General features: G+C 67.3%; 21 protein-coding genes. 12 read left to right on the forward strand and 9 right to left on the reverse strand.

Annotated features, from left to right (window positions below; all coding sequences use genetic code 11):
• Positions 1 to 57: 57 nt before the first annotated feature.
• Together apaG and hemH are read left to right on the forward strand one after the other, a co-directional pair.
• Complete coding sequence (gene apaG, locus ACVTJA_RS10905) at positions 58 to 444, forward strand: Co2+/Mg2+ efflux protein ApaG (protein WP_465836178.1); 387 nt, start codon at positions 58 to 60, stop codon at positions 442 to 444.
• Positions 444 to 1,541 (forward strand): ferrochelatase, encoded by a 1,098-nt coding sequence (gene hemH, locus ACVTJA_RS10910; RefSeq protein WP_465836180.1) that lies wholly within the window; start codon positions 444 to 446, stop codon positions 1,539 to 1,541. Before apaG ends, hemH begins: the two co-directional genes overlap by 1 nt.
• On the opposite strand, the gene ACVTJA_RS10915 is transcribed toward hemH, so the two are convergent.
• Positions 1,489 to 2,502, reverse strand: a complete 1,014-nt coding sequence (locus ACVTJA_RS10915) for a hypothetical protein (RefSeq protein ID WP_465836182.1) — start codon at positions 2,500 to 2,502, stop codon at positions 1,489 to 1,491. The genes hemH and ACVTJA_RS10915 overlap by 53 nt on opposite strands.
• Positions 2,503 to 2,583: 81 nt before the next feature.
• On the reverse strand, positions 2,584 to 3,171 hold the full coding sequence (locus tag ACVTJA_RS10920) for a hypothetical protein (RefSeq protein WP_465836184.1): 588 nt from the start codon (positions 3,169 to 3,171) through the stop codon (positions 2,584 to 2,586).
• A gap of 144 nt (positions 3,172 to 3,315) precedes the next feature.
• Here ACVTJA_RS10920 and ACVTJA_RS10925 point away from each other — a divergent pair, with 144 nt between their 5' ends.
• The 4 genes from ACVTJA_RS10925 to ACVTJA_RS10940 all read left to right on the forward strand — a co-directional run bounded on the left by ACVTJA_RS10925 (position 3,316) and on the right by ACVTJA_RS10940 (position 8,422).
• A complete protein-coding gene (locus ACVTJA_RS10925; RefSeq protein ID WP_465836186.1) occupies positions 3,316 to 4,533 on the forward strand; it encodes a M24 family metallopeptidase in 1,218 nt (405 codons plus the stop codon).
• A gap of 129 nt (positions 4,534 to 4,662) precedes the next feature.
• A complete protein-coding gene (locus tag ACVTJA_RS10930; protein WP_465836188.1) occupies positions 4,663 to 5,076 on the forward strand; it encodes a low affinity iron permease family protein in 414 nt (137 codons plus the stop codon).
• A gap of 251 nt (positions 5,077 to 5,327) precedes the next feature.
• Positions 5,328 to 7,799: a right-handed parallel beta-helix repeat-containing protein gene (locus ACVTJA_RS10935; protein ID WP_465836189.1), complete on the forward strand. Its 2,472-nt coding sequence runs from the start codon at positions 5,328 to 5,330 to the stop codon at positions 7,797 to 7,799.
• A 128-nt stretch (positions 7,800 to 7,927) separates the two neighbouring features.
• Entirely contained in the window at positions 7,928 to 8,422 is a 495-nt protein-coding gene (locus ACVTJA_RS10940; RefSeq protein ID WP_465836191.1) for a group II truncated hemoglobin, read from the forward strand.
• Positions 8,423 to 8,482: 60 nt separating this feature from the next.
• Here the strand turns inward: ACVTJA_RS10940 and ACVTJA_RS10945 are convergent, their stop codons facing one another.
• Entirely contained in the window at positions 8,483 to 9,166 is a 684-nt protein-coding gene (locus ACVTJA_RS10945; protein WP_465836193.1) for a cyclase family protein, read from the reverse strand.
• Between the two features lie 376 nt (positions 9,167 to 9,542).
• Between ACVTJA_RS10945 and ACVTJA_RS10950 the strand changes: the two genes are divergently transcribed.
• The gene (locus ACVTJA_RS10950) at positions 9,543 to 10,751 is read left to right on the forward strand and encodes an FAD-dependent monooxygenase (RefSeq protein ID WP_465836195.1); all 1,209 of its coding nucleotides are present in this window, start codon (positions 9,543 to 9,545) and stop codon (positions 10,749 to 10,751) included.
• Between the two features lie 42 nt (positions 10,752 to 10,793).
• Here the strand turns inward: ACVTJA_RS10950 and ACVTJA_RS10955 are convergent, their stop codons facing one another.
• From ACVTJA_RS10955 to ACVTJA_RS10970, 4 genes are all read right to left on the reverse strand, one after another.
• On the reverse strand, positions 10,794 to 12,461 hold the full coding sequence (locus ACVTJA_RS10955) for a sensor histidine kinase (protein WP_465836197.1): 1,668 nt from the start codon (positions 12,459 to 12,461) through the stop codon (positions 10,794 to 10,796).
• 290 nt (positions 12,462 to 12,751) lie between these two features.
• Positions 12,752 to 13,933 (reverse strand): MFS transporter, encoded by a 1,182-nt coding sequence (locus ACVTJA_RS10960; RefSeq protein ID WP_465836199.1) that lies wholly within the window; start codon positions 13,931 to 13,933, stop codon positions 12,752 to 12,754.
• Positions 13,934 to 13,947: 14 nt separating this feature from the next.
• Positions 13,948 to 15,129 (reverse strand): sterol desaturase family protein, encoded by a 1,182-nt coding sequence (locus ACVTJA_RS10965; RefSeq protein ID WP_465836200.1) that lies wholly within the window; start codon positions 15,127 to 15,129, stop codon positions 13,948 to 13,950.
• Positions 15,130 to 15,580: 451 nt separating this feature from the next.
• On the reverse strand, positions 15,581 to 16,297 hold the full coding sequence (locus ACVTJA_RS10970; RefSeq protein WP_465836202.1) for a tyrosine-type recombinase/integrase: 717 nt from the start codon (positions 16,295 to 16,297) through the stop codon (positions 15,581 to 15,583).
• A gap of 776 nt (positions 16,298 to 17,073) precedes the next feature.
• On the opposite strand from ACVTJA_RS10970, the gene ACVTJA_RS10975 reads away from it, so the two are divergent.
• The 5 genes from ACVTJA_RS10975 to ACVTJA_RS10995 all read left to right on the forward strand — a co-directional run bounded on the left by ACVTJA_RS10975 (position 17,074) and on the right by ACVTJA_RS10995 (position 21,644).
• Entirely contained in the window at positions 17,074 to 18,585 is a 1,512-nt protein-coding gene (locus ACVTJA_RS10975; RefSeq protein WP_465836204.1) for an ABC transporter substrate-binding protein, read from the forward strand.
• 454 nt (positions 18,586 to 19,039) lie between these two features.
• Positions 19,040 to 20,176 (forward strand): serine hydrolase domain-containing protein, encoded by a 1,137-nt coding sequence (locus ACVTJA_RS10980; RefSeq protein ID WP_465836206.1) that lies wholly within the window; start codon positions 19,040 to 19,042, stop codon positions 20,174 to 20,176.
• A 221-nt stretch (positions 20,177 to 20,397) separates the two neighbouring features.
• Positions 20,398 to 20,958 (forward strand): hypothetical protein, encoded by a 561-nt coding sequence (locus ACVTJA_RS10985; RefSeq protein ID WP_465836207.1) that lies wholly within the window; start codon positions 20,398 to 20,400, stop codon positions 20,956 to 20,958.
• 87 nt (positions 20,959 to 21,045) lie between these two features.
• Positions 21,046 to 21,237: a hypothetical protein gene (locus tag ACVTJA_RS10990; RefSeq protein WP_465836209.1), complete on the forward strand. Its 192-nt coding sequence runs from the start codon at positions 21,046 to 21,048 to the stop codon at positions 21,235 to 21,237.
• 131 nt (positions 21,238 to 21,368) lie between these two features.
• Positions 21,369 to 21,644 (forward strand): hypothetical protein, encoded by a 276-nt coding sequence (locus ACVTJA_RS10995; protein ID WP_465836211.1) that lies wholly within the window; start codon positions 21,369 to 21,371, stop codon positions 21,642 to 21,644.
• An 88-nt stretch (positions 21,645 to 21,732) separates the two neighbouring features.
• Here ACVTJA_RS10995 and ACVTJA_RS11000 read toward each other — a convergent pair whose 3' ends face one another.
• Together ACVTJA_RS11000 and ACVTJA_RS11005 are read right to left on the reverse strand one after the other, a co-directional pair.
• A complete protein-coding gene (locus tag ACVTJA_RS11000) occupies positions 21,733 to 23,124 on the reverse strand; it encodes a di-heme oxidoreductase family protein (RefSeq protein WP_465836213.1) in 1,392 nt (463 codons plus the stop codon).
• Positions 23,125 to 23,223: 99 nt separating this feature from the next.
• Entirely contained in the window at positions 23,224 to 24,045 is an 822-nt protein-coding gene (locus ACVTJA_RS11005; protein ID WP_465836215.1) for a hypothetical protein, read from the reverse strand.
• Positions 24,046 to 24,480 lie beyond the last annotated feature (435 nt).

Here is a 24,480-nt window from a genome sequence, read left to right on the forward strand (position 1 = left end):
GCGCGTAACCCTGCGTTTTGCTTGCAACCGGGGTGGCTTGGCGCCAATTGTGGAGGCATGTCCTCCACCGCCACCACCGACGGTATCCGTGTCACCGTGAAGCCCGCCTTCTGGCCGGAGCGCAGCGCGCCCGAGTCCGGGCAGTTCGCCTTCATGTACACGGTGGAGATTGTCAACGACGGCACCGCGCCGGCGCAGCTCAAGTCGCGCCACTGGGTCATCACCGATGCCACCGGGAAGGTGGAAGAGGTGAAGGGCGAGGGCGTGGTGGGCCGCCAGCCCAGCCTCGGGCCGGGCGAGCGGTTCGAGTACACGAGCTGGGCGATGCTGCGCACGCCCTTCGGCACCATGCGTGGCACCTACGACATGGTGCGGCCGGACGGCTCCCGCTTCGAGGCGCGCATCGCCGAGTTCGCGCTCACCCTTCCCAACTCCCTGCACTGATGGCGAATCCGACGTCGAAGCGAGGGCTGCTGCTCGTCAACCTGGGCACGCCGGATGCGCCGGAGACGGGGCCGGTGCGCCGCTACCTGCGCGAGTTCCTCAGCGACCCGCGCGTGGTGGACATCAACCCCGTGGGCCGCTGGCTGCTCCTCAACCTCATCATCCTCCCGGTGCGTCCCGCGAAGAGCGCGGAGGCGTACCGGAAGGTGTGGATGCCGGAGGGCTCGCCGCTGCTGGTGTACAGCCGGGATTTGACGGCGAAGGTGGCCGAGCGGCTGAAGGGCGAGTACGAGGTGGCGCTGGCCATGCGCTATGGCAACCCGTCCATTCCGGACGCGGTGGCGGCGCTGCGCGCGCGCGGCGTGTCTGACTTCACGGTGCTGCCGCTGTACCCGCACGAGGCCGCGTCCTCGTCGGCGTCCTCGCTGGCGCGCACGTACGAGGTCATGTCGCAGTCGTGGGACGTGCCCAACGTCCGCGCGGTGCCGGCCTTCCACGACCACCCGGGCTTCCTGGATGCCTTCACCGCCGTCGCGCGGCCCGTCATCACCGACCTGCGCGCGGACCACGTCCTCTTCAGCTTCCACGGTGTGCCGGAGCGGCACGTCCAGAAGAGCGACCCCACCGGGAAGCACTGCCTCATGTCGGCGGGCTGCTGTGAGGTGATTTCGGACGCCAACCGCCACTGCTACCGCGCGCAGTGCTACGCGACGGCGCGCGGGCTGGCGGAGCGGCTGGGGCTGGGCGCGCAGGGAGACCGCTGGAGCGTGTCCTTCCAGTCGCGCCTGGGGCGCACGCCGTGGGTGAAGCCCTACACGGACCTGGTGCTGCCGGAACTGGCGAAGCGGGGCGTGAAGCGGCTCGCCGTCATGTGCCCGGCCTTCGTCGCGGACTGCCTGGAGACGCTGGAGGAGATTGGCATCCGCGCCCGGGAGCAGTTCGTGGAGGAGGGGGGCGAGGATTTGCGCCTCGTCCCCTCGCTCAACGCCCACCCGGCCTGGGTGGACACGGTGGTGCGGATGGTGCGCGAGTCGGACGGCGCGCCTACTTCTGCGGCTGCGCCAGGGGCTGCTGGGGAGCCGACTCCAGCGCGGTGAGGCGCAGGGTGAAGTTCCCCTGCGGCACCAGCAACGCGGGCGGCGGGAAGGGGCCCTTCGTCACGGTGGAGAGGGTGCCCTCCCAGGAGCGCCAGCGGCCGGCCTTCACGAGGAACTCGCCGCGGCCCTTGATGGTGACCTCGGCGCTGACGTCGGCCTCGCCCGCGCCTCCGCTCTCGCGTGCCTCCTCGGCCTGTCGAGCCGGGACGGTGGGCGGCTTTCGCGGAGTGCGCAGCTTGCCGGTGCTCGACTCGTAGAGGTCGTACTCCACGGTGGCCACCTGCTCGCCGCCGTCGGCGGGCTCCAGGCCGACGAGCTTCACCTGGTTGCGCCGCTCGGGCGGGCTGCCCTTGAACTGCGTGCCGAGCGAGTCCGGGGAGACCAGGTCCGTGGCCAGCGACCAGGTGTCGCCCTTGCCCACCGCGTCGCGGGGCAGCTCCAGCACCAGCGTGGCCGTGTTGCGGGTGATGCCCTGCAGGCCCTCGAGCACGAAGCCGCGCTCGCTGATGGAGGCCTCGTCCGGCGTGGCGCCCTTGCCCTCGAGGATGACGCGCAGCCGGGCGTCACCCGTGTCGGTGCGCTCCAGCACGAAGGTGAGCGCGCTGGGGAACGCGGCGGCCTCGGGGGCCGATGCGTCGGGGGCCTCCGCCTTCGCATTGCCTCGGGCCTTGCGGCCCTTGGCGGGCTTCTCCTCCGGCTCGGGCTCGTCGGCCTCGGGGGCGCTGCCCGAGCGCTCCAGCGCGAGGCGGTAGACGGTGGGGGTGCCGGCGGCGAGCTTCCAGCGCAGCAGCGCCTTCGCGGCATCCACGGCGGGCTTCGCGGGCGCGGGCTTCGCGTTGGCCTCGGGGGCCGTGTCCTTCATGTCCGGTGGGCGGGGAATGGGCTCCAGCTTCCCTCTGGGTTCTTCCGTGCAGGCGACCAGGGACAGGACGACGACCAGGCCAGACAGGCTTCGCTTCACGTGGGGCGCTCCTCGGGGGGTACCTCGCGGGATATCGGAGCCGGTGAGGGCATTTCAAGTCCGTCACCCGGCCGCGTCGCGTCACTGCTTCTGCTGCTCGCCCTCCTTGGCGACGTAGTAGTCGATCTGCTCCTTGACGCGTCCGGCGAACTCGGGGTTGACGCGCGCCATGATGGCCCACTCGAAGGCCAGGTCGCGGCGGATGGCGGCCCGGCTGGCGGAGCTGCGCCCCATGACGGGCTCGACGGCGAGGAGCACGGCGGGGGTGGTGTTGGGCTGCTCGTCCGGATTCACGTGGACGGAGGCGGCGAAGCCGGGCAGGAGCTGCGTGCGCGCGGGCATGTTGGCGGCCGTCTCGTAGGCGCGCACGACGAAGCGGCCATCGGGGAGCTTGTGCCCCTCGACGTAGCGGCGGGACCAGGCGGTGTAGACGTCGAAGTTGCCGCTGACCTTCCACGGCGTCTGGAGGAAGTACGGGTCCGTGCTGGGGAGCAGCGAGTAGCCGCGGGCGCTCAGCTCCTCCTCCGCGGCGCGCATCACCTGCTGCGGGGGCAGGTCATAGACCACGTAGCTGCTGGTGCGCTCCATCAGTGTCGTCTTCGGGTTGCCTGCGCAGCCCGACATGACCAGCGCGCCCGCCAGTGCCACGAGCCAGTGCTTCGTTGTCATATGCGTTCCACCCCTGCCGCGCATGCGAGGCCAATCCGTGCGGCACGGGATGGAGAACGTGGAGCGCGGTTGCGCATATCGCGCGGGGCAGGGCGGGGGTTGTTCAAGTACCGTTCCCGGGTTACCGGAGCGGGAGGGTGAACCGTGGAGCGTGTCCATTCGGCGGCCGAGAGCGCGGAGTTCCAGCGGCGGCATGACCGGCTCGTCGCCTCGATGGAGGAGCGGGGCGTCGAGCAGCTCGTGCTCACGTCGACGGAGAGCATCTTCTACCTCACGGGCGCCACGGCCGAGCCGCTGGAGCGGCCGTTCTTCCTCGTCGTGGACGTGGCCCGGGCCCGGCGCTTCCTGGTGGTGCCGAGGCTGGAGCAGGAGCACCTGCGCAAGGGCTGGGGGCCGGGGACGCAGCAGGAGGTGCTGGCGTACGCGGAGTTCCCGGCGCCGCCGGGGCAGGGCTGGAAGGATGCGCTGATGGCGCTCCTACGGCCCGGGTTCGTCTTCGAGCCGAGCACGCCACATGAGCGGGCGGCGGTGCTGGTGGCCTCGGGTGGGCACGCGTTGGAGTTGCTCGAAGAACAGCGGATGGTGAAGTCGGACTTCGAGGTGGCTCGAATCGAGCGGGCCGCGTACTACGCGATGTGGGGCGTAGAGCAGATTCTGCGCTCGGCGTACCAGGGGTCGACCGTCATCGAGGGCTACATGACGACGACCTCGCTGCGGCGGAAGATCATCCAGGAGGAGGAGCACTTCGACGCGCTCGCCACGGATGTTCTCGCGGCGCCGTGGCCCGCGCCGCTGAGCAGCGAGCCGCACTCGGTGCCCGGCGCGACGATGAAGCTGGAGGGAGGCCCGCATGTGGCGTTGGTGCTCACGCGCGTGAATGGCTACGCGGCGGAGTGCGAGCGGACGTTCTTCACGGCGCGGCCCACGAAGGAGCAGCAGCGGTTGTTCGCGCTGATGCTGGAGGCGCGGCAGGTTGCGTTCCGGCTGGTGCGGCCTGGCGTGCACGCGGCGGACATCGACGCGGCGGTGAACGAGTTCCTCGCGCGTGAGGGCTTCGCGGACCCGGCGCAGCGGCTGCACCGCACGGGGCATGGATTCGGGCTGGGGAACCATGAGCCGCCGTGGGTGGCCGTGGGCAGCGAGCACCGACTGGAGCGGAACATGCTCATCTCCATCGAGCCGGGCATCTACGTGCCGGGCGTCGGCGGGTACCGTCACTCGGACACCGTGCTCGTGACGGACAGTGGCTACCGCGTGCTGACGGGGCGCGTGCCGACGGACCTCGGGAGCCTCACATTCGGCAGGCCGAGCCTCGCGCAGCGTGCGCGGGCCTCGGTCATCAAGCGGCTCGCGGGAGTGTGAGGCCCGCTCTGGCTGTGACGCGGGCTGGAGATGGTTCCCGCGAGCGGGCTGCCGAGCACTCGCTCGGGCTGCAACTCCTGAGACCTGCCGGACGAGCCAGTTCTCGTTTTCATGCCCCCATGAGGAGGGATGAGCGAGCGATTCAACAGATTCGCCCATGCCGCTGCCGAGCATGTCGGCACTCCGCGCGCCTTCGTGACCGCGTTGGTGGTCGTACTTGGCTGGGCGGTGACCGGCCCGCTGTTCCACTTCAGTGACGCCTGGCAACTGGTCATCAACACCTCCACCACCATCGTCACCTTCTTGATGGTGTTCCTCATCCAGGCGACCCAGAACCGGGACGCGAAGGCGCTGCACCTGAAGCTGGATGAGCTGATTCGTGTGCAGGCGCGGGCCCGCGGCATCTTCGAAGACCTCGAGGACGCGAGCGATGAAGAGCTCGCGGAGCTCACACGCCAGTTCAAGCGAGCGCGCCAGGGGGCCGAGGAACGCCGCCACCACGGAGCGAAGGAGGACGCGCGGGAGAAGGCCGACGCGCACTGACAATCAGGCCGTCGTGCCACGCCAGGACGTCTGGGGTTGATGCCTCTTCGTGAAGAAGACGACCCCAGGGAGTGGCTCGTGATGTTGCAAGTAATTTCAGCGAGAGGGGAAACCGCCGTCGCGACTGGTATTGATGAATGGCATTGACGTGCATGTTTTAGACATGACAGCTTGAGAATATGGAAATCCCATATTCGACCCGGGAAGAGAGCCTCTCGAAAATACAACGCGTGTTTCTGCACGGGGTCCTCATGGCCGGACTGGCACTCCCGGCGCAGGGTTTCGGAAAGGAGCTGGTGGAGGCGTCGCCCTGGCCCACGACGCCGCCGGCCGCCATCTGCGGCAATACCGCGCTCCTGAGCGGCCCGAGTGTCGCGCCCGAGGGCGCGGTGACGGTTCCGGCCGGTGACAACAGCGGCTTCAACTTCAACCAGCCGGGCGCGACGTTCTGGTTCGAGCCGGGGGTACACACCCTGGCCAATGACGTCTTTGGCCAGATTGTCGCCCGTGCCAACACGACCTACCTTGGCGCACCCGGTGCCATCATCGACGGGCAGCACCTCAACCTGTATGCCTTCACGGGTGATGTTCCGAACGTCACCATCAAGTACCTGACCATCCGGAACTTCGGCCGGGGCCTGGATAACAACAACGAAGGCGTGGTGAACCACGACTCCGGCGCGGGCTGGCGGATTGAGTACAACACCATCTCCGGCAATGACGGCGCGGGTGTCTTCCTGGGCACCGGCAACATCGTCCGTTTCAACTGCTTGAAGGACAACGGGCAGTACGGCTTCAGCATGTTCAAGCCGCCGGTCGAGGGCGACTCCGCCATCAAGAACGTCGTCCTGGACCACAACGAAATCACCGGCAACAACACCGACGACTGGGAGAGCCGCATCGAGGGCTGCGGCTGCACCGGCGGCGGCAAGTTCTGGGATGTCCGTGGCGCGCAGGTGTCCAACAACTGGGTCCATGACAACCGGGGGACCGGCCTGTGGGCGGACACCAACAACATCGACTTCCTCTTCGAAGGCAACTACATCGAGAACAACGACGGCGAAGGCATCTGGTACGAGATCAGCTACAACGCCACCATCCGGAACAACACCCTTCGTCGCAACGCCTGGGTGAGCGGCACCAGGAACCAGGGCTCGCCCGGTCCGGCCATCTACCTGTCGGAGTCGGGAGGTGACGCGCGGCTGGCCTCGACGGTCAGCGGCGCGCCGAAGGTCCGGGTGTACGACAACCTCTTCGAGGACAACTTCTCGGGCATCTCCATCTACGAGAACGCCAACCGCTTCTGCAACTCCAATGGCAACACCAGCAAGGGGTACTGCACGCCGTTCATCACCCCGACGCTGATTCCGCAAGCGCCGCGCAACTACGATTACCCCAATCCCATCAGCGACAAGCATCCCTGCTACACCCAGGTGGCCAGCGAGCCCTACAAGACGGACTGCCGCTGGCACTCCAAGAACATCGAAGTGAACAACAACGAGTTCCACTTCGACCCCACCGTCGTGCCGTGTGCCGGGACCTACTGCGGCGTGCAGGCGCTGTATGCCACCGGCGCCGACAACATGCCCTGGTCGCCCTATACAGTCTCAGGGGTCCAGAGTGATGTCATGTTCAACAACGGCAATGTCTTTCATGACAACAAGTACTTCGGGGCCTGGCGTTTCGCCAAGGGGTTTGGCGAGTCGGTGAGCTTCGGCACGTGGCGGGCCGCGCCCTACAGTCAGGAAGTCGGGAGCACGATTGAAGGTGACACGGGTGGGCCGCCTCCCAATCCGGCGCCTTCCTCCAACGACCTGGATGCGGACACCGCCACCCTCGAGGGCTCCATCGGCCGGTGGCAGGACTGGTACTCCGCGGCCCTGACTCGGAGCTCGGAGGAAGCGCATGCCGGTACGCACAGCCTCCGTGTGGACGTGACGGCTGCCTGGGGCTGGGGCGCACAACTCTCGAACTGGCCCGGCTTTGCCACGGCTCCCGGCATCAAGACGATTGGCCTCTGGGGCAAGGCTGGCTCCGGGAGCGGGCTGATGCCCAAGATGACGGTGAAGTGGCTGGATGCCGGCAACGCGGTCCTCCAGACGCACGAGGTGACGCTGCCCGCGTTGACGGCGACCTGGCAGAAGGTGTCCGCCGTGGTTGACGCACCGGCGGGGACGAGCACGGTCCTGGTGTACCTGACGGGCTCGGGCAGCCCCGGGGATTTCTTCTATCTCGATGACCTGGTCGTGGGTGATGCGCCCAACGCGCTCGACTCCGGCAGTGCTGGAGGGGAGGGCTCCGCCGGCCAATGGCAGTCCTGGTATTCCGCCGGGATTTCAGCCACCACGCAGGTCGCCTATCGCGGGACGGGCAGCCTGCTGGTGGGTGTGACCGACCCGTGGGGCTGGGGAGTGCAGTTGGCGAACTGGCCCGGCTTCGCCACCACGGCAGGCAACAAGCGCATCAGTTACGTGGCGAGACAGGGCTCCGGCGCCATCTCGAACGTCACGGTTCGTGTGAAATGGCTCGACGGCAACCAGGCACTCGTCCAGACCGACCTGGTGCCACTCAATGGACTGACTACCGGCTGGCAGCGGGCCACCGCGGATGTGACTGCGCCCGCGGGGGCGACCCACGTCTATCTGGATGTCTACAGCAACTCAGGTGGCGCGGGTGACAGTCTGTATCTGGATGACATCGTCGTCACCGACCTCCAGAATTGATACATCCCGCTCGTACCGGGGCCCGCCTCGAAGCTCGAGCCCGGCGCCCCGGTCCAACCCCGCCTCGACATGGAGCACGACGTGAACATGGAACCCATTCGATATGTCGCGAGCATCGGAGACCGTCCGTGAGCGCGTCCGGTGATTCGAAGAATGGAGGGGCCGCGGTGCCCTCGCTGTATGAGTGGGCCGGAGGTGCCGAGGCGCTCAATCGGCTGACGGAACGGTTCTACGAGCGCGTGCGAGACGACGCCCTCCTGGGCCCCGTCTTCGCTCGGATGTCCGCGGCGCACCCGGCCCACGTCGCGCTCTTCCTGGGTGAGGTGTTGGGTGGGCCCGCGCGCTACAGCGGCGAGAAGGGCGGCCACCCCGAGATGATTCGTCATCACCTCGACCGGCATCTGACGGAAGCGCAGCGCAGGCGCTGGGTCCAGTTGCTCCTGGATACCGCCGATGAGACAGGGCTGCCCGCGGACCCCGAGTTCCGCTCGGCGTTCGTCGCCTACATCGAGTGGGGCACCCGGCTCGCGGTCATCAACTCCCAGGGTGACGCGACCGTGGACCCTCATGCGCCCATGCCCGTGTGGGGGTGGGGTGTTCCCGGCGGTCCCTACCGTCCGTGAACAACCGAACGCGATTCTCGCGCCAGACCGTCCGGGGCGAAGGAACGCTCGCACCGGGAGTCACCAGGTCGCGATGAGCCGGACGGGCCCACCCGTTGCCCCACCGACCTTCACGGCACCGACGAACACGGTGGCTCCCGCCGGGGGAACGCGGCCCAGGTTGGCGACACATTCAACAGCCCATTTGCGGCCCGCGAGCCACGTCCTGTGGGTGTTGAAGTGGGCGTCCCTTCCCGGGTCGATTGAAAGCGTGTCGACGCCGATACCGGCGGCGTTGCGCTCGTTCCGCAGGAACCTGACTGCCTCCGCGGAGAACCCCGGGAAGTGAAGGGTGTTCGAGCCGTCGGCATTCAGATACGCCTTCGCGTCACCCACCCGTTCCTCCCAGCCCGAGTACATGAACACCGCGGCACGGTCTGGAATCCGGCCGTGCCTGGACTCCCAGGCGCGGAGGTCCTCGATGCCGACCTCGGCGTCGGCATTGGCGCTCGCCCGCTGGCGGATGTCGATGACGACGAGCGGCACGATGAGGTCCTCCACCGGAAGGGCTTCGAGCCCGGGGCCATGAGGGTCGAAGTGGCTGGGGGCGTCGATTTGTGTGCCGAGATGCTCGTGGAGCGTCCAACGGTTCGCCGCGACGCCATTTCTTTCAAGGGTGGCGATGGGTTCGATTTCGAACGGGAACGTGATGCCCGGCACGGGGATGAATGGGAACTTCGGCGTGAGGACGTGCGTGAGGTCCACGATGCGCGAGGCGTGGATGATGGAGACGAGGTCGTGGTCAGCCGCACGGCGAGCCTTCGCATCGAAGGGCGAGCAACTGTTGAAGAGCGAGCCGACGGCACAGAGGAGTCCAGCCACGATGATTCGAGGAGGGTTCGGCATGAAGGGCCCTTTTCTCGTCGACCTGGAGGAAGAAGCCGGCGCATCGGCGGGCTGATAGTGAGCGCGAGAGAGGGCGTCAACGCACCAGGTGGTGCGTTGACACGGGCGCGCGTGAGTATGTGGAAGGAGGCACTTGCATCACCCCGCGGGCGCTCTACACGGGAGCAGGGCCAGGCCTCAAGGTGGACTGGATGCAGCCAGCGGCTCACTCGGGCCTGGACGGCGGGAGGGGCAGATGAGAATCGTTTGTGCCGGTGGGGGCCCAGCGGGGCTGTATTTCGCAATCCTGGCGAAGCTGGCCAGCAGGGACCACGACATCACCCTCATCGAGCGCAACCCGCCGGGGGTGACGTACGGCTGGGGCGTCGTGTTCTGGGAGGACCTGCTTGAAATCCTCTACCGGAACGACCCTGAGACGGCTCGGGAGATAGCAGAGGCCGCCGTCCGCTGGGACCAGCAGGAGGTCCACATCCGGGGCGAGCGGGCGCTCCACGTCGGTGGGTACGGCTTCAGCATCGGCCGTGAGCGCCTGCTCGAGATATTGACCCGGCGGGCGATGAGCCTCGGTGTCGACATCCAGTTCCAGCGTGAGCTGGAGGACCTGTCCGGGCTCTCGGACGCGGACCTGGTCATCGCGTGCGATGGCGCCAACAGCACGGTGCGCCGGCTCCACGGCAATCCCTTCCAGACGCAGATAGAGGAGGGGAGGAACAAGTACATCTGGCTGGGGACCGACAAGGTCTTCGACGCCTTCACGTTCGCCTTCGAGGAGACCGCCGCCGGCTGGCTCTGGTTCCATGGCTACCGCTTCTGCGGCGAGGCCAGCACCTGCATCGTCGAGTGTCCGCAGGAGACCTGGGAGGGGCTGGGCTTCGACACGCTCGGTCCCGACGAGACGCTGAGGCGCCTGGAGGGCATCTTCAAGCGCCACCTGGCGGGCCATTCGCTGTTCAACCAGAGGCGGGAGCTCGGCAAGACACCGTGGCTCAACTTCCGGCGCATCACCAACGAGCGCTGGCATCACGACAACGTGGTGCTGATGGGCGACGCGGCGCACACCACACACTTCTCCATCGGCTCGGGGACGAAGCTGGCCATTCACGATGCCATCGGGCTCGCCAAGGCGTTGCGAGAGAATGGCGACCTCCAGACGGCGCTGAAGGCCTACGAGCAGGAGCGTCGCACGGCGCTGCTTCCCATCCAGAACGCGGCGCGCAGCAGCGCCGAGTGGTTCGAGAATGTCCCGAGCCTGGTCTTCCAGCCCACGATCCGGTTTGCCTTCGCCCTGTTCAATCGGCGCGGGGGCTCGTCGTGGTACTACCCCTTCTACCTGGCCACCCAGACCGAGGCGTTGAGGGGACTGGTGCGCTCGCTCCACTCCGCCAGGAGGTGGGTGCGCATGGGTCGGACGGAGCTCCCTCCGCGGGTGTCCGACGTGCGCTGATTCACGGCGCTGCTGGACGCACGTGGGGAGCCCCGGTGGGCCCTACATTTCGCGAGGGGCTTCCTGCCGCGGAGGGAACGCCACCTCCCGCTGGGCCTCGCGCAGCTCGGGGAGCGTCACGACGAAGGTGGTGCCCCGGTCCACCTCGCTCTGCACGTCGATACGCCCGCCGTGCCGCTCCACCAGATTCCGGGTGATGTAGAGCCCGAGCCCCAGTCCTCCAAAGCTCGTCGCCGCGGTGGTGTGGGCGCGGAAGAAACGCTCGAAGAGCTCGGGAAGCTGCTCGGCGGGAATGCCGACTCCCTCGTCCGAGACCGACACGCGAGCCTCACCCTCGCTGTGCGTGAGCTTCACCCTGATGGCTCCGCCCTCGGGACTGTATTTGATGGCGTTGTCCAGGAGGTTGTTGAAGACCTGCGTCAGCCGCGCCTCATCTCCCTTCACGAGAGACTCCCCCTGTAGAAGCTCCAGGGTGAGGTGGTGGCGGGGAGAGAGGGGACGGAAGCTCGCGATGACTTCGGCGAGGAGCGAACCCAGGGAGACGGTGGCTTGCTGCAGCTCCAGGTGACCACTCCGGATCCGGCCGACATCCAGGAGGTCGTCGACCAGGCCGGTGAGGTTGGAGACCTGGCGCCGGGCACGATGGAGATGTTCTTTCGGCGCCTCGCACCCTGATTGGCGCTTCCGCTCCATCGTCTGCAAGGTCAGCGAGAGGGACGTCAGGGGCGTCCTCAGCTCATGGGAAGCCACGAGGAGGAATTCGTCTCGGAGCCGCAGCGCCTCCGAGGCCTGACGGTAGAGCCTGTCCAATTCCACCAGCTGCTCGTGGTTGGTCCTGGCGCTCGCGTTGAGCTGGTCCACCATGCAGTTGATGCCCTCGGCGAGGTCGCCGAGCGTGTCGGGCTGTTGCACCGGGATGTATCCCACGTCCAGGGTGGACGAGCGCTCGACCACTCCGTCCACGGCCTTCCGGATGGCGTTGACCTGCCCGGACACGGCCTTGGTGACGAGGAACGCACTCATGGGGGCCCAGATGAGCGCGGTGACGGTGAAGAGGAACATCGTGCCGGGCGTTGGCGAGGGAGCAAGGAACGCGCAGGCCATCCAACACGTCGGCGTCAGCGCGAGACAGGAGGTGAAGACCAGCAGCCTTCTCCGGAAGGAGATGAGGCGGGGCAGGGTGAGCAGGTGCCGCTGACGGGCGACGAGCGAGAGCTCCCGGGTGGTGGGCGCGAGTCGCCAGATGAAGAGTGGAGTCGCCACGACGAGCTTGGCCGAAACCGTCGCGAGGACGATGAGCCCGGTGAGCAGCAGCTCTCTTTCCCCCAGGCGCACCCGCTCCGGCAGAAGCAGCGCCAGCACTGCTGCCAGGCTCGACAGCGCGAGGGCCCAGGAGCACGACCACGCCACCGTGAACCATCTGGGGGTGTAGTAGGCGCGAACCAGGGCCTCATGGATGACCGCGTCCGTCTCGTCGCGAGTCCCTCGGACGCTCCGCCAGCGGTCCACCGGCCGCAGCGCCCACCGAAGCAGCAGGGCCAGCACGAACGCCTCGCAGGAGAAGACGACCAGGGCGACCGCTACGTAGGCCTCGGTGGCTTGCCAGGCCGACAGCGGAAGGAGCTTGGCGTAGCAGATGGAGGTCAGGAGCTCGAACGGGATGCCAACGACGAGGCAGTCGATGATCCTGCGCGTCCATAACTTCCGCATCCAGGCCATGAAAGAAGACTGAAGCTGGACGCGAGTGTCGGGGAGTGAGGCGCCTACAGGCCTCCCGCATCATCGCAGTCCCGCTTCCCGGCCAGGAGCCTTGACGAAGCGCCAGGCCACGGCCTCGTCCGGATGCTGAACGCCCGACGAGTCCATCGTTGTCGACACCCACGGCTCGGTGGAGACGGCCCGCTTCCTTGCGCCGCCAACGGGCGGAGTGGCGTGCTGACGACCTTTGTCGGAATGGTGCGGCGCAGGTGCCCCTTACCCCGTGAGTGCCATGCGGCACCTCATGCGTCCGCCGACGAGCGCACGGACGCGGCGCCCGCCGCGGTGCCCCCCAGGAAGATGGCGAGCAACCCCAGGGCCACCGGCAGGCCCATGCTGGTGGCAATGAAACCGACGAGCGGGGGGCCGGCCACCACCCCCGCGTAGCCCGCGGTGATGACGGCGGAGATGGCCGTCCCCGGCGGATGCCCTGGAGTGCGGCCGGCCGCCTGGAAGAGCATGGGGAGGATGTTGGACAGCCCGAGCCCGACGCAGCTGAATCCGACGATGGCGGCAACCAGATGGTTCAGCGGCAGCGCCGCTCCCAGCACGCACAGTCCACCCGCGGCCAGGATTCCGCCCGTGCGCAGCAGCGCGACGGGTCCGACGGCGGCCACCAGCTTGTCCCCCGCCAGTCTCCCGGTGGCCATGGCCATCGAGAAGACGGCATAGCCGGCTCCAGACAGGTAGGTCCCAACCTGCGGCAGCCGGCGCAGGTAGACGGCGCTCCAGTCCGCCATGGCCCCTTCGACCATCAGGGTGGCGAAGCCCATCAGGCCGAGCAGCAGCAAGGGACCGCGCGGCAGCGCGAAGGTGGGCCCGGTGCGCGACCTGTCCGCTGAGGTTGGCAGCAGGAAGCCCCCTGCGCCGCCCATGAGCAGCAGACCCAGCAGGATGGCTCCCCTCATGTGGACGATGGGAGCAAGGCCGGAGGACAGGGAGAGGATGGAGCCGACGGCCCCCAGCAAACCCCCGATGCTGGCCAGCGCGTGCAGCGAGGACATGGCTGGGCGACACAGGTGCTCCTCGACGGTGATGCCGTGGGCGTTCATCGCCACGTTCATGGTGCCGTTGGCGGCACCGAACGCGAACAGCGCCAGGGCGAACATGGAAAGCCGGCCGGAGTGCACGGGTAGCGCTGCCATCAGGCAGAAGAGCAGGGAGCTGCCCAGGAGGACGCTCCGGCTGCCCCACCTCGCGACCAGGGCGCCCGCGAGCGGCATGGAAACCAACGACCCGGCAGCGCACCCGAGCAGGGCGAGCCCGAGCTGACCCGGGGTGGCGCCCAGTCGGGCCTGCACCGTCGGGATGTGCGGCACCCAACTGGAGAAGACGAAGCCGTTGACGAAAAAGATGACGGCGACGGCGGTACGCGCGGCGCGGGCCTGGAGGTGCCCGTCCGCGGCGAGGTCAGGTCTACTCATGAAGGGGACCGGGCTCAGTACTTGGAGTCCACTGGCACAGGCGGCTCATACGATGTCGAGCCGAAAAGGATTGCCGGCCAGTGTCTCGGCCTGTTCTGTCGGAGCTCCTGATACATCCTGACATAGGGATGAAACAGGAAGCGCATCGGGGTGCGGCAGTAATCCGACTTCTCGCTGAACAGCCCTGCATCGGGAATGTACTGGGGCGGCTCGACATAGGTTCCAAAGAGCCTGTCCCAAAGCGTCAAGCGCGCGCCGAAATTGCACCCGTCGGTGATGTTGTGCTGCTCCTCCCTCGAGTGGTGGGTGAAGTGAACTCCAGCGGTAACGAGGACCCGTCGGAGCATTCTCAGCGCGCGAACATGAATCTCGGCGTAATAGATGGTGACTGAATGAGATGAGTCGGTCCACGCGTCCAGCGCCATCACAGCGATGAGCGTCCAGCCGCTACCCCGGATATCGAGCGCGAAGAGCTTCGTCATCACTGGAAGCAGTATCAGCACGAACACCTTGCCCCCCGCGGTGTCCAGGATGAGGGCATGAGGATCGACTGCCTGCGTCAGTTGTGACAGGTTGCGGGAACGGTGATGGTTGACGTGCCCGAGGTTCCAGAAGAACCGGATCTTGTGGCACCAGCGGTGTGACCAATAGAAACAGAAGTCTCCCACGAAGCAGGCGAGCACCAGTGCGAGTGCGCCATTCAGTGGGATGATTGTCGGGACATGCTGCACCAGTGCTTCGTATTGAAGCAGCAGCCCCTCCAATGCCGGGTTCATGAAGGTGAACGTGGCAGTGAGCAGGAACACGACATTGACCACGGAGAAGTTGATCATCGCCTCCCAGTCGAATGGCCTGCCCGTGATCTTCTTGTAGAAAGCCACATCGGCCAATCCGATGATGATTCCAAACAGAATCCGCGCGACGCTGGCCGTGATGAGCAGGGAAGCAATCGACGCATCTACATCGGATAGCAATACCGCCTTGACGTTGTAGAAGACCACCACGCTCCTGGCCGCCAGGGCATCCTGTATGCCCAGAGCACCATGGTGATAGGACAACTCCACGATGAGAGCGATGGCGGATAGGATGACCAGCAGGATGGCCTGGGGTCCGCTTCGCCGCAGCTTTATGTCCTTATCCCAGACCCAATGCTTCAGCCGGAACAGGCCGTTGGTCTCCTTGTACGTGTCCGCCATGGACTCATGGGTCGTCAATCTTTCCTCCATTCTGGTGGCGCCAGCTTGACGCCGGACGCGCAAAGGCCTCGGCAAGGCCAGCGCCCGTGTTGTCAGTGTTGCCTGCTATGTCTGGGGCCTGGTTGTTCGTGAGCAGGGCCTGGGAGAGCCCTCGCGGCGTTCAATCCCTGAGACATGACGAATCGCAGGGGCTCCCGGCCTCGTAATTGGGGGTGGAGGAATTGGCTGTGAATCGCAGTCTCCCAGGAGGCGGGCCCGTCCCGTGGGAGTCCGGCCAGGCTCACGACAGAACGAATGGTCGGCCGGTGACTACAGGCGGAATGGGGGCCCTGCTTGCCGGGACTCGCTCACGCTTCTTCGAAGCGCGTGTGCCGGCGCGGGTTTGGGGCACCCCGTGTCCACGGGTTCAAATCCTGTCTCCCCGACCACCTAAGTAGTCAGAATTACTTGGTTACGGGCTGGAGATCTTCATGGTCTCCAGCCCGTCTCCATTTTGGGCCTCCGGTTTCGGCCCCTCCAGCATCCGGATGGCCGCTGACCTGGCCGCCGGGCTCAGGTGCATGTACCGCTGGGTGGTGGAGAGGTTCTGGTGCCCGGCCCGCTCCTGGATGGCCTTCGCCGGGGCGCCCGCCATCGCCAGCCGGGAGCAGAAGGTGTGACGGAGGATGTGGATGCCTCCCGTCACCTTCAACCCGGCCAGCCGCTGGATGCGGCTCATCCACTTGTTCAGAAGCACCTGGGTCACCTTCGGGTGGCCGTCAGCCCGCCAGAGGATGCGCTCGCCCCGGAGGTGCCGCTGCTTGCGGAGGGTGTCTGCCAACCGGGTGGTCATGTTCACCTGCCGGGCCCGTCCGCCTTTGGGCAGGGTGACGTGCCCTGCCCACTCCGAGCGGCGGACATGGATGACGCCCCGGGTGAAGTCCACGTCCGTCTGCTCCAAGGCGATGATTTCGCCGCAGCGCAGCCCCGCCTCTCCGCCGAGCAGGATGAAGACGAGGTGCTGGTGGTCCACCTTCATCGCTGCTTCCACCATCCGCTCGAACTCGTGCGGCTCGTAGAACTCCATGATGGATGGCGCCACCTTCAACAGCTCGATGGTGGCCGGCATCTGCTCGATGACGCCCCACTTCGAGATGCGCCATTGAAAAGATGGGAGAAATCTTCCCATGCCTCAGGATCAGATTGCAGAAGATGTCCAGCGCGAACGTCCTACGCAGCAGTCCAGCGAGAGCCCAATCGCAGCGTGCGCTCCATCGTCGACTCCACCGTCGCAGCCTGGGCCGGGCTCTCCTCCTCCAGCCCCGGCTCCGCCCCCGCTTGGCAGGACCAGAGGGACTGTCCCCGGGCGAGGCACGCGACGGTTCGCGCGCGGACGGCAATGGGTCTGGGTGTGCGCCAGCCCACCGGCGCTGGAGGCGAGCACCAGCGCTGTCGCCGGCGACAGCGCAGATGCAAGCCTCCACCCAGCCAAGGCCCAGGGGCCCTGGCAACACCCCACCTTGACGGTGAGCAACAGCGCTGCGCGCGGCCGTGATGCGTCAGGCCCCTCGCAGTGAGATTTCCGCGACCCTCGCGAGCAGCGGCACGACCCGCCCCATACGCGCATGGAGCCCCCGCTTCGACCGCTCGGGGATTGGCGAACGAAGAGGACCCTACCAGCCCCCTCTGACATGGCGCCGGAGGTCGCGTCGCGCGGGCCCAGGTCAGCAACGGCGAGCATCGAAGCCTCCATCGAAGCTCGATGCTGACGTTGCCATTCAAAGACATATTCAAATCACCCACGATGACCGGCGCCGTACGGCCCGCTGGCAGGCGCGCTTGTTTTCACAACTTTCGAGGGAGGAATCAAAACCCAGACACAACAATCAATGTCAGACCCGTGCGGTATGAATCATTTCGAGCGGCGCCATTCCGGACGCCGCTTCTCAACGGGATGTCATCATCATGAAGAGCTCATTGTTTTCCCTCGGTCTCCTCGTCGGACTGACGGGGGTCGGCTGCGCGGGCCTCGAGGAAGGCGAGGCGATGGATACCTCCGTCTCGGAGGACTCCGCCGCCCAGGTCATCCAGGGACTGAACACCCAGGTCACCGGTACGAGCCCGGTGACGTTCGTCACCTCGTCAGGCAACGTGACGGCGCCCTACAACCAGTCCGCCACGTCGGTGGTGGCCTACACGCGGGATTCGACGACGGGGGCGTTCACGGCGTATCCCGGGACGGGCGCCGCGGATGGCAGCATCTCCGTGCCCAACGTCCCTTCCGGCCGCATCTACCTGAAGGTGGGCACGCGCTACCTGGTGAGCACGGGCCGCACGTTCGACCTGGGCTCCACGGAGTGGGGGCGTGATGGCTCCTTCGCCTCGCTGTCGACCCCCGTGACGGTGTCCGCCTCCGGCCTGTCGCCCTGGCAGTCGGGCGACTACATGGACATGTATTCATTGAACCCGGGGGCGTTCGGCTACCTCTTCGGCAACGAGGCGGGGTTCCCCCTGGCGGGCGCGACGTCGTTCTCCGCGCTGAGCTTCGATTACGCCAACATGCTCAACCCGATGCTGCTCGACAGCAGCCTGGGGGATGTGTTCTCGCTGGCCCAGATGCGGCTGCAGTCGAGCCCGAATGGCGTGCCCTACCGCTCGATGCACAAGGTGCTCAGCGCGAACCTGACGCAGACGGAGGGCCAGTCGGCCAGCGTCAGTGGGACGTTCACCCAGCCCGCCGCGACGGGCACGTTCTCGGTGGACTGGAGGCGCTCGGCGTTCGACGCCCTGCGCGCCCAGGTGAACCCGAGCGCGGTGAGCACGTACAACGAGATCTGGATGTCCGCGCGGCCGGCCGCGGTGGGTCAGGCGCTCGCGTCCATCAGCGGGCCGCCGCTCCTGGTGAAGCTCAATCCTGACGCGCTGAAGACGGACATCGTCACGGGGAACATGGCCTACAACAACCCGCTGCCGGCGACGTGGCAGAAGGTGGCCTTGGCCGCCGCGGGCTTCACGAAGACCTACGCGCTGGGGACGGCGACGCCCGTCACCATGAGCGTGGACATCCGCGTGGACCAGGAGGCGAGCGCGTTCTCCTCCGCCCCGGTGGAGCCCCTCGTCGGGCCGGTGCAGGCGCCCCTCGTCAACACCCGTGGCGCGTTCCAGAACCTCACGGGCGTGGGGACCGACGCCTCGCTGCGCTGGTCGAAGCCGGCGATTGGCACGGCCACCAACTACGTGGTGAACATCTACCGGCTGAGCACGAGCAACGGCGCCACCATCGCCAATCGCGTGACGTCGCTGCACACCGACCTTCAGAGCGTGTACCTGCCGCCGGGCGTGCTCCAGTCGGGCCAGACGTACTTCGCTGAAATCCAGAGCTGGTACCAGCCCGGCTCCGACCTGGCGACGAGCCCGTTCAAGCGCGCCCTGCCCCGCGCCCGCGCCAGTGTGCTCACGGGTACCTTCAGCCCGTAGTCTGTGAAGTCTTGGGGAGGGAGGGGGCTTGCTCTCTTCCTCCCTGTCGTTCGTCGCGACGGTTCAGCGCGGGCAAGCCGTGCTGAACCGTCTTCCGGCATCACGGCGCGCCGGCTCGACTGTCCGATGAAGCACCACGGGCGACTCGATCCGCGTCACACCGCAAGCTTCGAGACGGCGACTGGTATAGCCCCCAATAGAACGTGCAGGGCGCGACGCCGCCCGGTTGGCCACCAGGGCTTCGGTCGCCGCGCCTACCTCTTCGGGGGTGGGCTCGCCCGCCACAGGGCTCCCATGCCGCCTGTGCTCGACGAAGAAGACGAAGACGAAGGGGTCCTGGACTCCGCCCAACGCCTGCGCATGCGCCCCTGCTACCACAAGGCGCCCCCCGAGCGCATGGCTCCGACCTGGGTGTTGTGCGAAAATGTCCACCCCACTCTGTAAGATGCGCCTGATGAATAAACTCGCCGTAGCCATTGCTGGAATGACGCTGGTGTTGGCAGCTTGCAAGACGGCTGGCTCTGCGCCAGCACGCGATATTCCCACGGCAATGAACCAGGCCGCGACAACCCTGCTTCAGTCAAGACTGCTGCACGCAACCTCGATCGCGGTGGTCTATCGCGGCGAGGAGTTCATCCTGCATCGGGGCGAGCTGGAGACCGGCAAGTCCAATCCGCCCGACGATACGACCCTCTATGAGATCGGGTCGGTCAGCAAGACCTTCGCGGGTCTGCTGTTGGCGAACGCTGTCCTCGAAGGCAAGGCGACCCTCGACGATCCGATACAAAAGTATCTGCCGTCCGCCTATCCGAACCTGCAGTCAGACGGCGAGCCCATCCGTCTGCGCCATCTGGTCACCCACACCAGCGGCATGCCGGGGATGTTGCCACTGCAAGTGAATGAGGTGTTGAGGGACTTCACTGCGCATGCCACCCCGGCAAAGCTCAATGCCGCCTACGCGGACTACGGGCAACCGCGGTTCTGGCAGGACCTGCACACCGTCAGCATCAAGGGCCCGCTCGGCAAGGACTATGCTTACTCGAGCGCCGGCACCGAGTTGGTCGCGCACGCCCTCGAGAAGATCCACGGGGCTCCCTACGAATCGTTGCTCGCAGAGTTCCTGGCGAGGGAAGCCGGTATGCACGACACGTGGCTGCGCCTGCGTGCCCAGGACACCAGCCGTCTGGCGCCTGGCTACCACAGCGACAACCCGGTCGGCACCACGCCGATGCCACTGTTGCCCTGGGGTGCTGCGGGAGCCTTGAAGGCGACGATGCCGGAGATGGTCAAGTACTTGCGCTTGCAGTTGAGCAACCATCCCGCGGTGACAGAGTCACACAAGCCGCTGGTGCGCTTCGCGGAGGACTTCAGCATTGGCTATTTCTGGAACATCGGCCAGAGCAGCCAGTTGGGCACCCACTACGTGCATCACGGCGGCGTGCCTCGCGCGCAATGCTATCTCTACATCGTGCCGAAGTACCAGCTGGGGGTGTTCATCATCACCAACCAGAGCGGCGATGCGACGGCCAACGCCATGGAAGGCGCGCTGGCGCCCCTCTTCGACAGGGTTGAATCCATGCAGGGTCGCTAGGAGCGTGTGGCGGTAAGGGCCTGCTCGCAATCTACTTGGCCATGAGAGGCGTTCTCACCCCCGAGAAATCGGCCTCGGAGCGCGAAAAGCGGACAAGTAATTTCTGAGCGGGCCCTAACGGGTTCGCGAGCAGTTACCGAACGGCGTGATGGCTGCCTCGCCACTCTGCTGGGGCAGGCCGCTACGCGGCCGCCGCGTGGAAGAGCGGCATCTCCGATGCCATGGTCACCTGGACCGCCACCCTGGACGGCGAGCGCTACGAGCTCCTCGGCGACACGCGCCGCGACTGCGCTGACGCCCTCTCTCCGACGCCGCTGGGGGGGGCCCTCGGACGCCTCCTGCAACTGCACGACGCCGTCACCGGGAAGATGGCGGAGACCCGCGGCCTCTTCGAGCTCGCGCTTCTCTCCACCCCCGACGACGTCTATCCGTCACAAGCCACCGATACCGAGCCCCCCATCGGCATCCTTCCCGGCGACACCCCCGCCCTCGGCATGACCTGCTCCGAGGACATCCAGTGCCCCGCCTCGGCTCCCTTCTGCGTCACCGCCGACCACGACGAGCGTTTCGGAAGTTGCACCCGCTCATGCGTCCTCGACGACGACTGTCTCTCCACCCGGGGCAGAGGCCGCTGCGGCAACCTCGTGGGTGACATCCCTGGCGTCCATCCCATCCGCATGTGCGAGCTTTCCTGCGGCGCGGACCTCGTCTGTCCCGGCCTCCTGCAATGCCAGCGCGCCCTCGCTCCCTGCGTGCCGGCCCAGGCCCACTCCGCACCGTGAAGCGGCTGCTCCGCGGCACGCTCCGCCGCGGCGGGGACTTCCGAGACACCTCTCTTTCAAGTCCCCTGCGGTGGCGCCGAGGCGGGCATGGACGAGGTCTCGGGCCACACGGACGAGTGCAGCGTGGCACCGGACGGCTCCACCCCCGCCAACAACTCCTTCTACGACCGGAGCCTGCTGGGCGAGTGGACGCTGCTGGTGGACTCGGCCAGCTTCACCTCGCTGGGCGAGGTGCGCGCGGTGGAGGTGGTCTTCATGGCCACAGGCCCCGTCATCTGACACACAGCACCCCGGACGGGCACGCCTCTCACCGCGTGCCCGTCTTTCTTCCTCGCGGGGCTGGCCATGTCGATTTGCTGCATTACCCTCGAAAAGCAGTGACACCCCGAAGCTCGGTTCGAGAGGCACTCATGCAGGCAAGGAACGTCATCGGAAGCGCGCTGCTGGCCGCCGGAATGCTGATGGCCGGGGGCGGAGGCGCCACGGCCGAAGCGGCGGAGTCCCACTCCATCACCACGAGCGGGGACGCGCAGCAGGACCGAGCGGGGCAGGACTTCGAGTACACGTATTACAGCGAGCCGGCCAAATGGAACGTCATCGGCGGTCAGGGTCGCTTGTCTGGTGCCTGGTTCCGGTGGGGCTCCACGTCGTCCTACTACGACTACACCTCCGACACCGGCTTCTGAGACTGCCTCGGTAGGGCTCACGGCCCGCCCCGGATACCTGCCGGAGCGGGCCGCTGTTGCTCCGGCGAGCCCCTCGTCACCGCGGGACTCAGAGCGAGTCGAGGAACGCGAGCAGCGCCTGTCGGTCCTCGCGGCGCAACCGCGTGTAGCGTTCCCGCGCGGGGGCCGCCTCGCCGCCGTGCCACAACACGGCCTCCTCGGCGTTACGCGCCCGGCCGTCGTGGAGCAGGCGCGTGTGGCCGTTCACCGTGTGCTGCAGGCCGAGCCCCCACAGCGGCGGCGTGCGCCACTCCTGGCCGCTGGCCTCGCCGTCGGGCCTGCCGTCCGCGAGTCCCTCGCCCATGTCGTGCAGGAGCAGGTCGGAGTACGGCTGGATGCGCTGTCGGGACAGCTCCGGGAAGCCCGGGACGTCGCCGGTCTCCATCGCCTGGTCCACGTGGCAGGCCGCGCAGCCGAGCGCGCGGAAGACGCCCTTGCCTCGCAGCACGGTGGGGTCCGTCCAGTTCCTCCGCTTGGGCGCGGCGAGCAGCCGGTTGTAGAGGACGAGCCGCTCCAGGTCGTACGGCTCCACCTCCGGCTTCGCGGCGGCCGCGGCCGCGCCGGGCTCCGGGGCGCGCGGGAACACCTCCGACGTCAGCCCCATGTCCACCACGAGCGCGTGCGCCACCTGCTGCAGCAGCGTGGGCTGGTTGGCCTTCCAGCCGAAGCGGCCCATCCGCTTGCGCCCCTCCGTCACGTCGTCCACGTGGTTCGCTCGACCGGAGATGCCGTCGCCGTCCCGGTCGTCCGGGTCTGCTCGCGCGAGCAGCGTGTCCTCGGGCACGGCCTCCAGCAAGCCCAGGCCGAAGTTGGCGGGCGCCACCCGCGCGGAGAAGGGGACGTCCGGGCCCAGCGGACCGCCGGAGAGGTCCAGGACCCGGTAGCGCGGACGCAGCAGCGTGAAGGACTCGCCGGTGGCGAACTCCCCGTCGACCTCCTCGAACGTCACCTCGACGCGGCCTTCGCCCCGGTCCCCGCCCAGCCGGTGGGGGTCGAGCTGCTTGCCGTACTCGGGATGGGGACCGCGTCCGCCGGGCGCACCCAACTGGAAGACGATCGACACGGGCTCCTCGGAGGGCGTCTCGGGCGGCCGCCCGCGCCCATCCTTCACGTGGCAGGTCATGCACGAGACGGCGCTGAACAAGGGGCCCACCTGGGGTGCGACGTGCGTGGGCTCGCTCCAGTCGCGGTCGAAGACGCGCTTGCCCAGGTGGAACTCCGGCCACTTCGCGCGCGCCATGTTCGGCGGAGAGCGGCCGAACGCGTTCCTCCCCGCCTCCTCCACCGTGGCGCCACCGCCGGACAGCTCCTCGCCGGGCTCCGCCGTGACGTCGAGCGGTCCCAGCTCCAGGAGCTCGGGGCGACGCCGCGTGTCCGCCCAGACCGCGGTGAGCACGAGCACGCCGAGGGGGAGGCCCAGCCAGTACATCCGCCGTCGCATCGAGGTATCTCCGGGAGAGCGCCTGGGACTTGGGGACAACGGACGCCGGGCGGGCGGGGGTCTGTCTGCTCCCGCCCGGCGTCGGAGACCACGGGGCGACTACTTCGCCAGGACGACGGACTCGCTCTGCACCAGGATGCCCTCGCCGGCCGCCTTCACGTCGATGCCCGTGAAGCCGGTGTACGGGTAGTGGCCGTCCTCGATCTCCTCGACGAACTCCATGGTGTCGCCGGTGATGACCTTGCCGTCATCCAGCGTCACGTTGAAGGTGTCCTTCCCGGTGTTCAGGCGCCAGCCGCAGGCGCCCACGTTCTCCGGCGCGGCGGGCCTGTCGCCCGTCTTCGCCCAGATGATGTCCAGCTCGTAGAAGTCCGCGACGGCCACCAGCCAGCGGAAGAAGTCCCGCCAGTTGGTGAAGTAGATGTAGGCGTTCGCGGGGTTCGACTGGCTGCCCTGGAGCACGCCGTCGCGGTAGATGTTCATGCGGTAGCCGGAGCCACCCGGCGCGCCGGTGAAGAGGGGCGCGACGCGCGCGGAGTTCGCCTCGCGGCCCGGGAGGATGCTCAGGGAGCTGACCACCTGGTCGCCCGAGCGCGCGTCGAGCTGGAGCGCGCCCCCCGCGCCCAGCTTGATCTGCGACGTCTGCCGCCAGCTGGCGGCGCGGCCGAACGTGCTGGCCAGGCCGTCCGACTTCACGTTCTGCAGACCGGTCACGGCCAGCCCGCGCTCCGAGCTCGCCAGCGTGGCGTTACCCGTCGCGCAGCTCGTGATTCCGTCGAACGCCTTCACGCACTTGGACTCTGCGTTCGCCTCCTGGGCCGCCAGCGTGCCCTCGCCTGGCTGGGTCTCGTCACCCGCGCAGCCCGCCGTCACGCACATGAACACCGCCGCCAGCAGTCGGCTCATCATCTTGAACTGCATGTCTCTCCACCTCTTGAATGGGAAGGTGCTGCTTCCGTTCGGAGGCATCGCGCCGGACCCACGGCGCCTCGCGACGGCGTTCGCGTCTTCTGCACCGTTCGAGCCAAGCGACGTGTTTCATGTATCGCCCCTCTGTGTTGCCCGGAGGGAGCGATGTTTCAGGGCGTGGTTTGTGGCGCCTGTCGTTACGGCGGCGAAGGTCCGTGTGTCATTGGGCGCAACAGCCCGGTCTGGATGTCTTTGTGGTCTTTTCTGTGGGTGAAAGTCATTAACCTGGGTCAAGGCGTGGGTGATTTTGATGTGTCGAAACGCGGGGAACCCGGGGTTCAGGGGCCGGCGCTTGTAGCGGCGGAGGTCACTGTCCAGGTCGACCCGTACGGAGGTGGGGGGGCCAGGAGGGACGCGGACCCGGGATGGTAAGGGGATGAGCAACCC

The sequence above is a fragment of the Pyxidicoccus sp. M6 genome, from assembly GCF_055568925.1.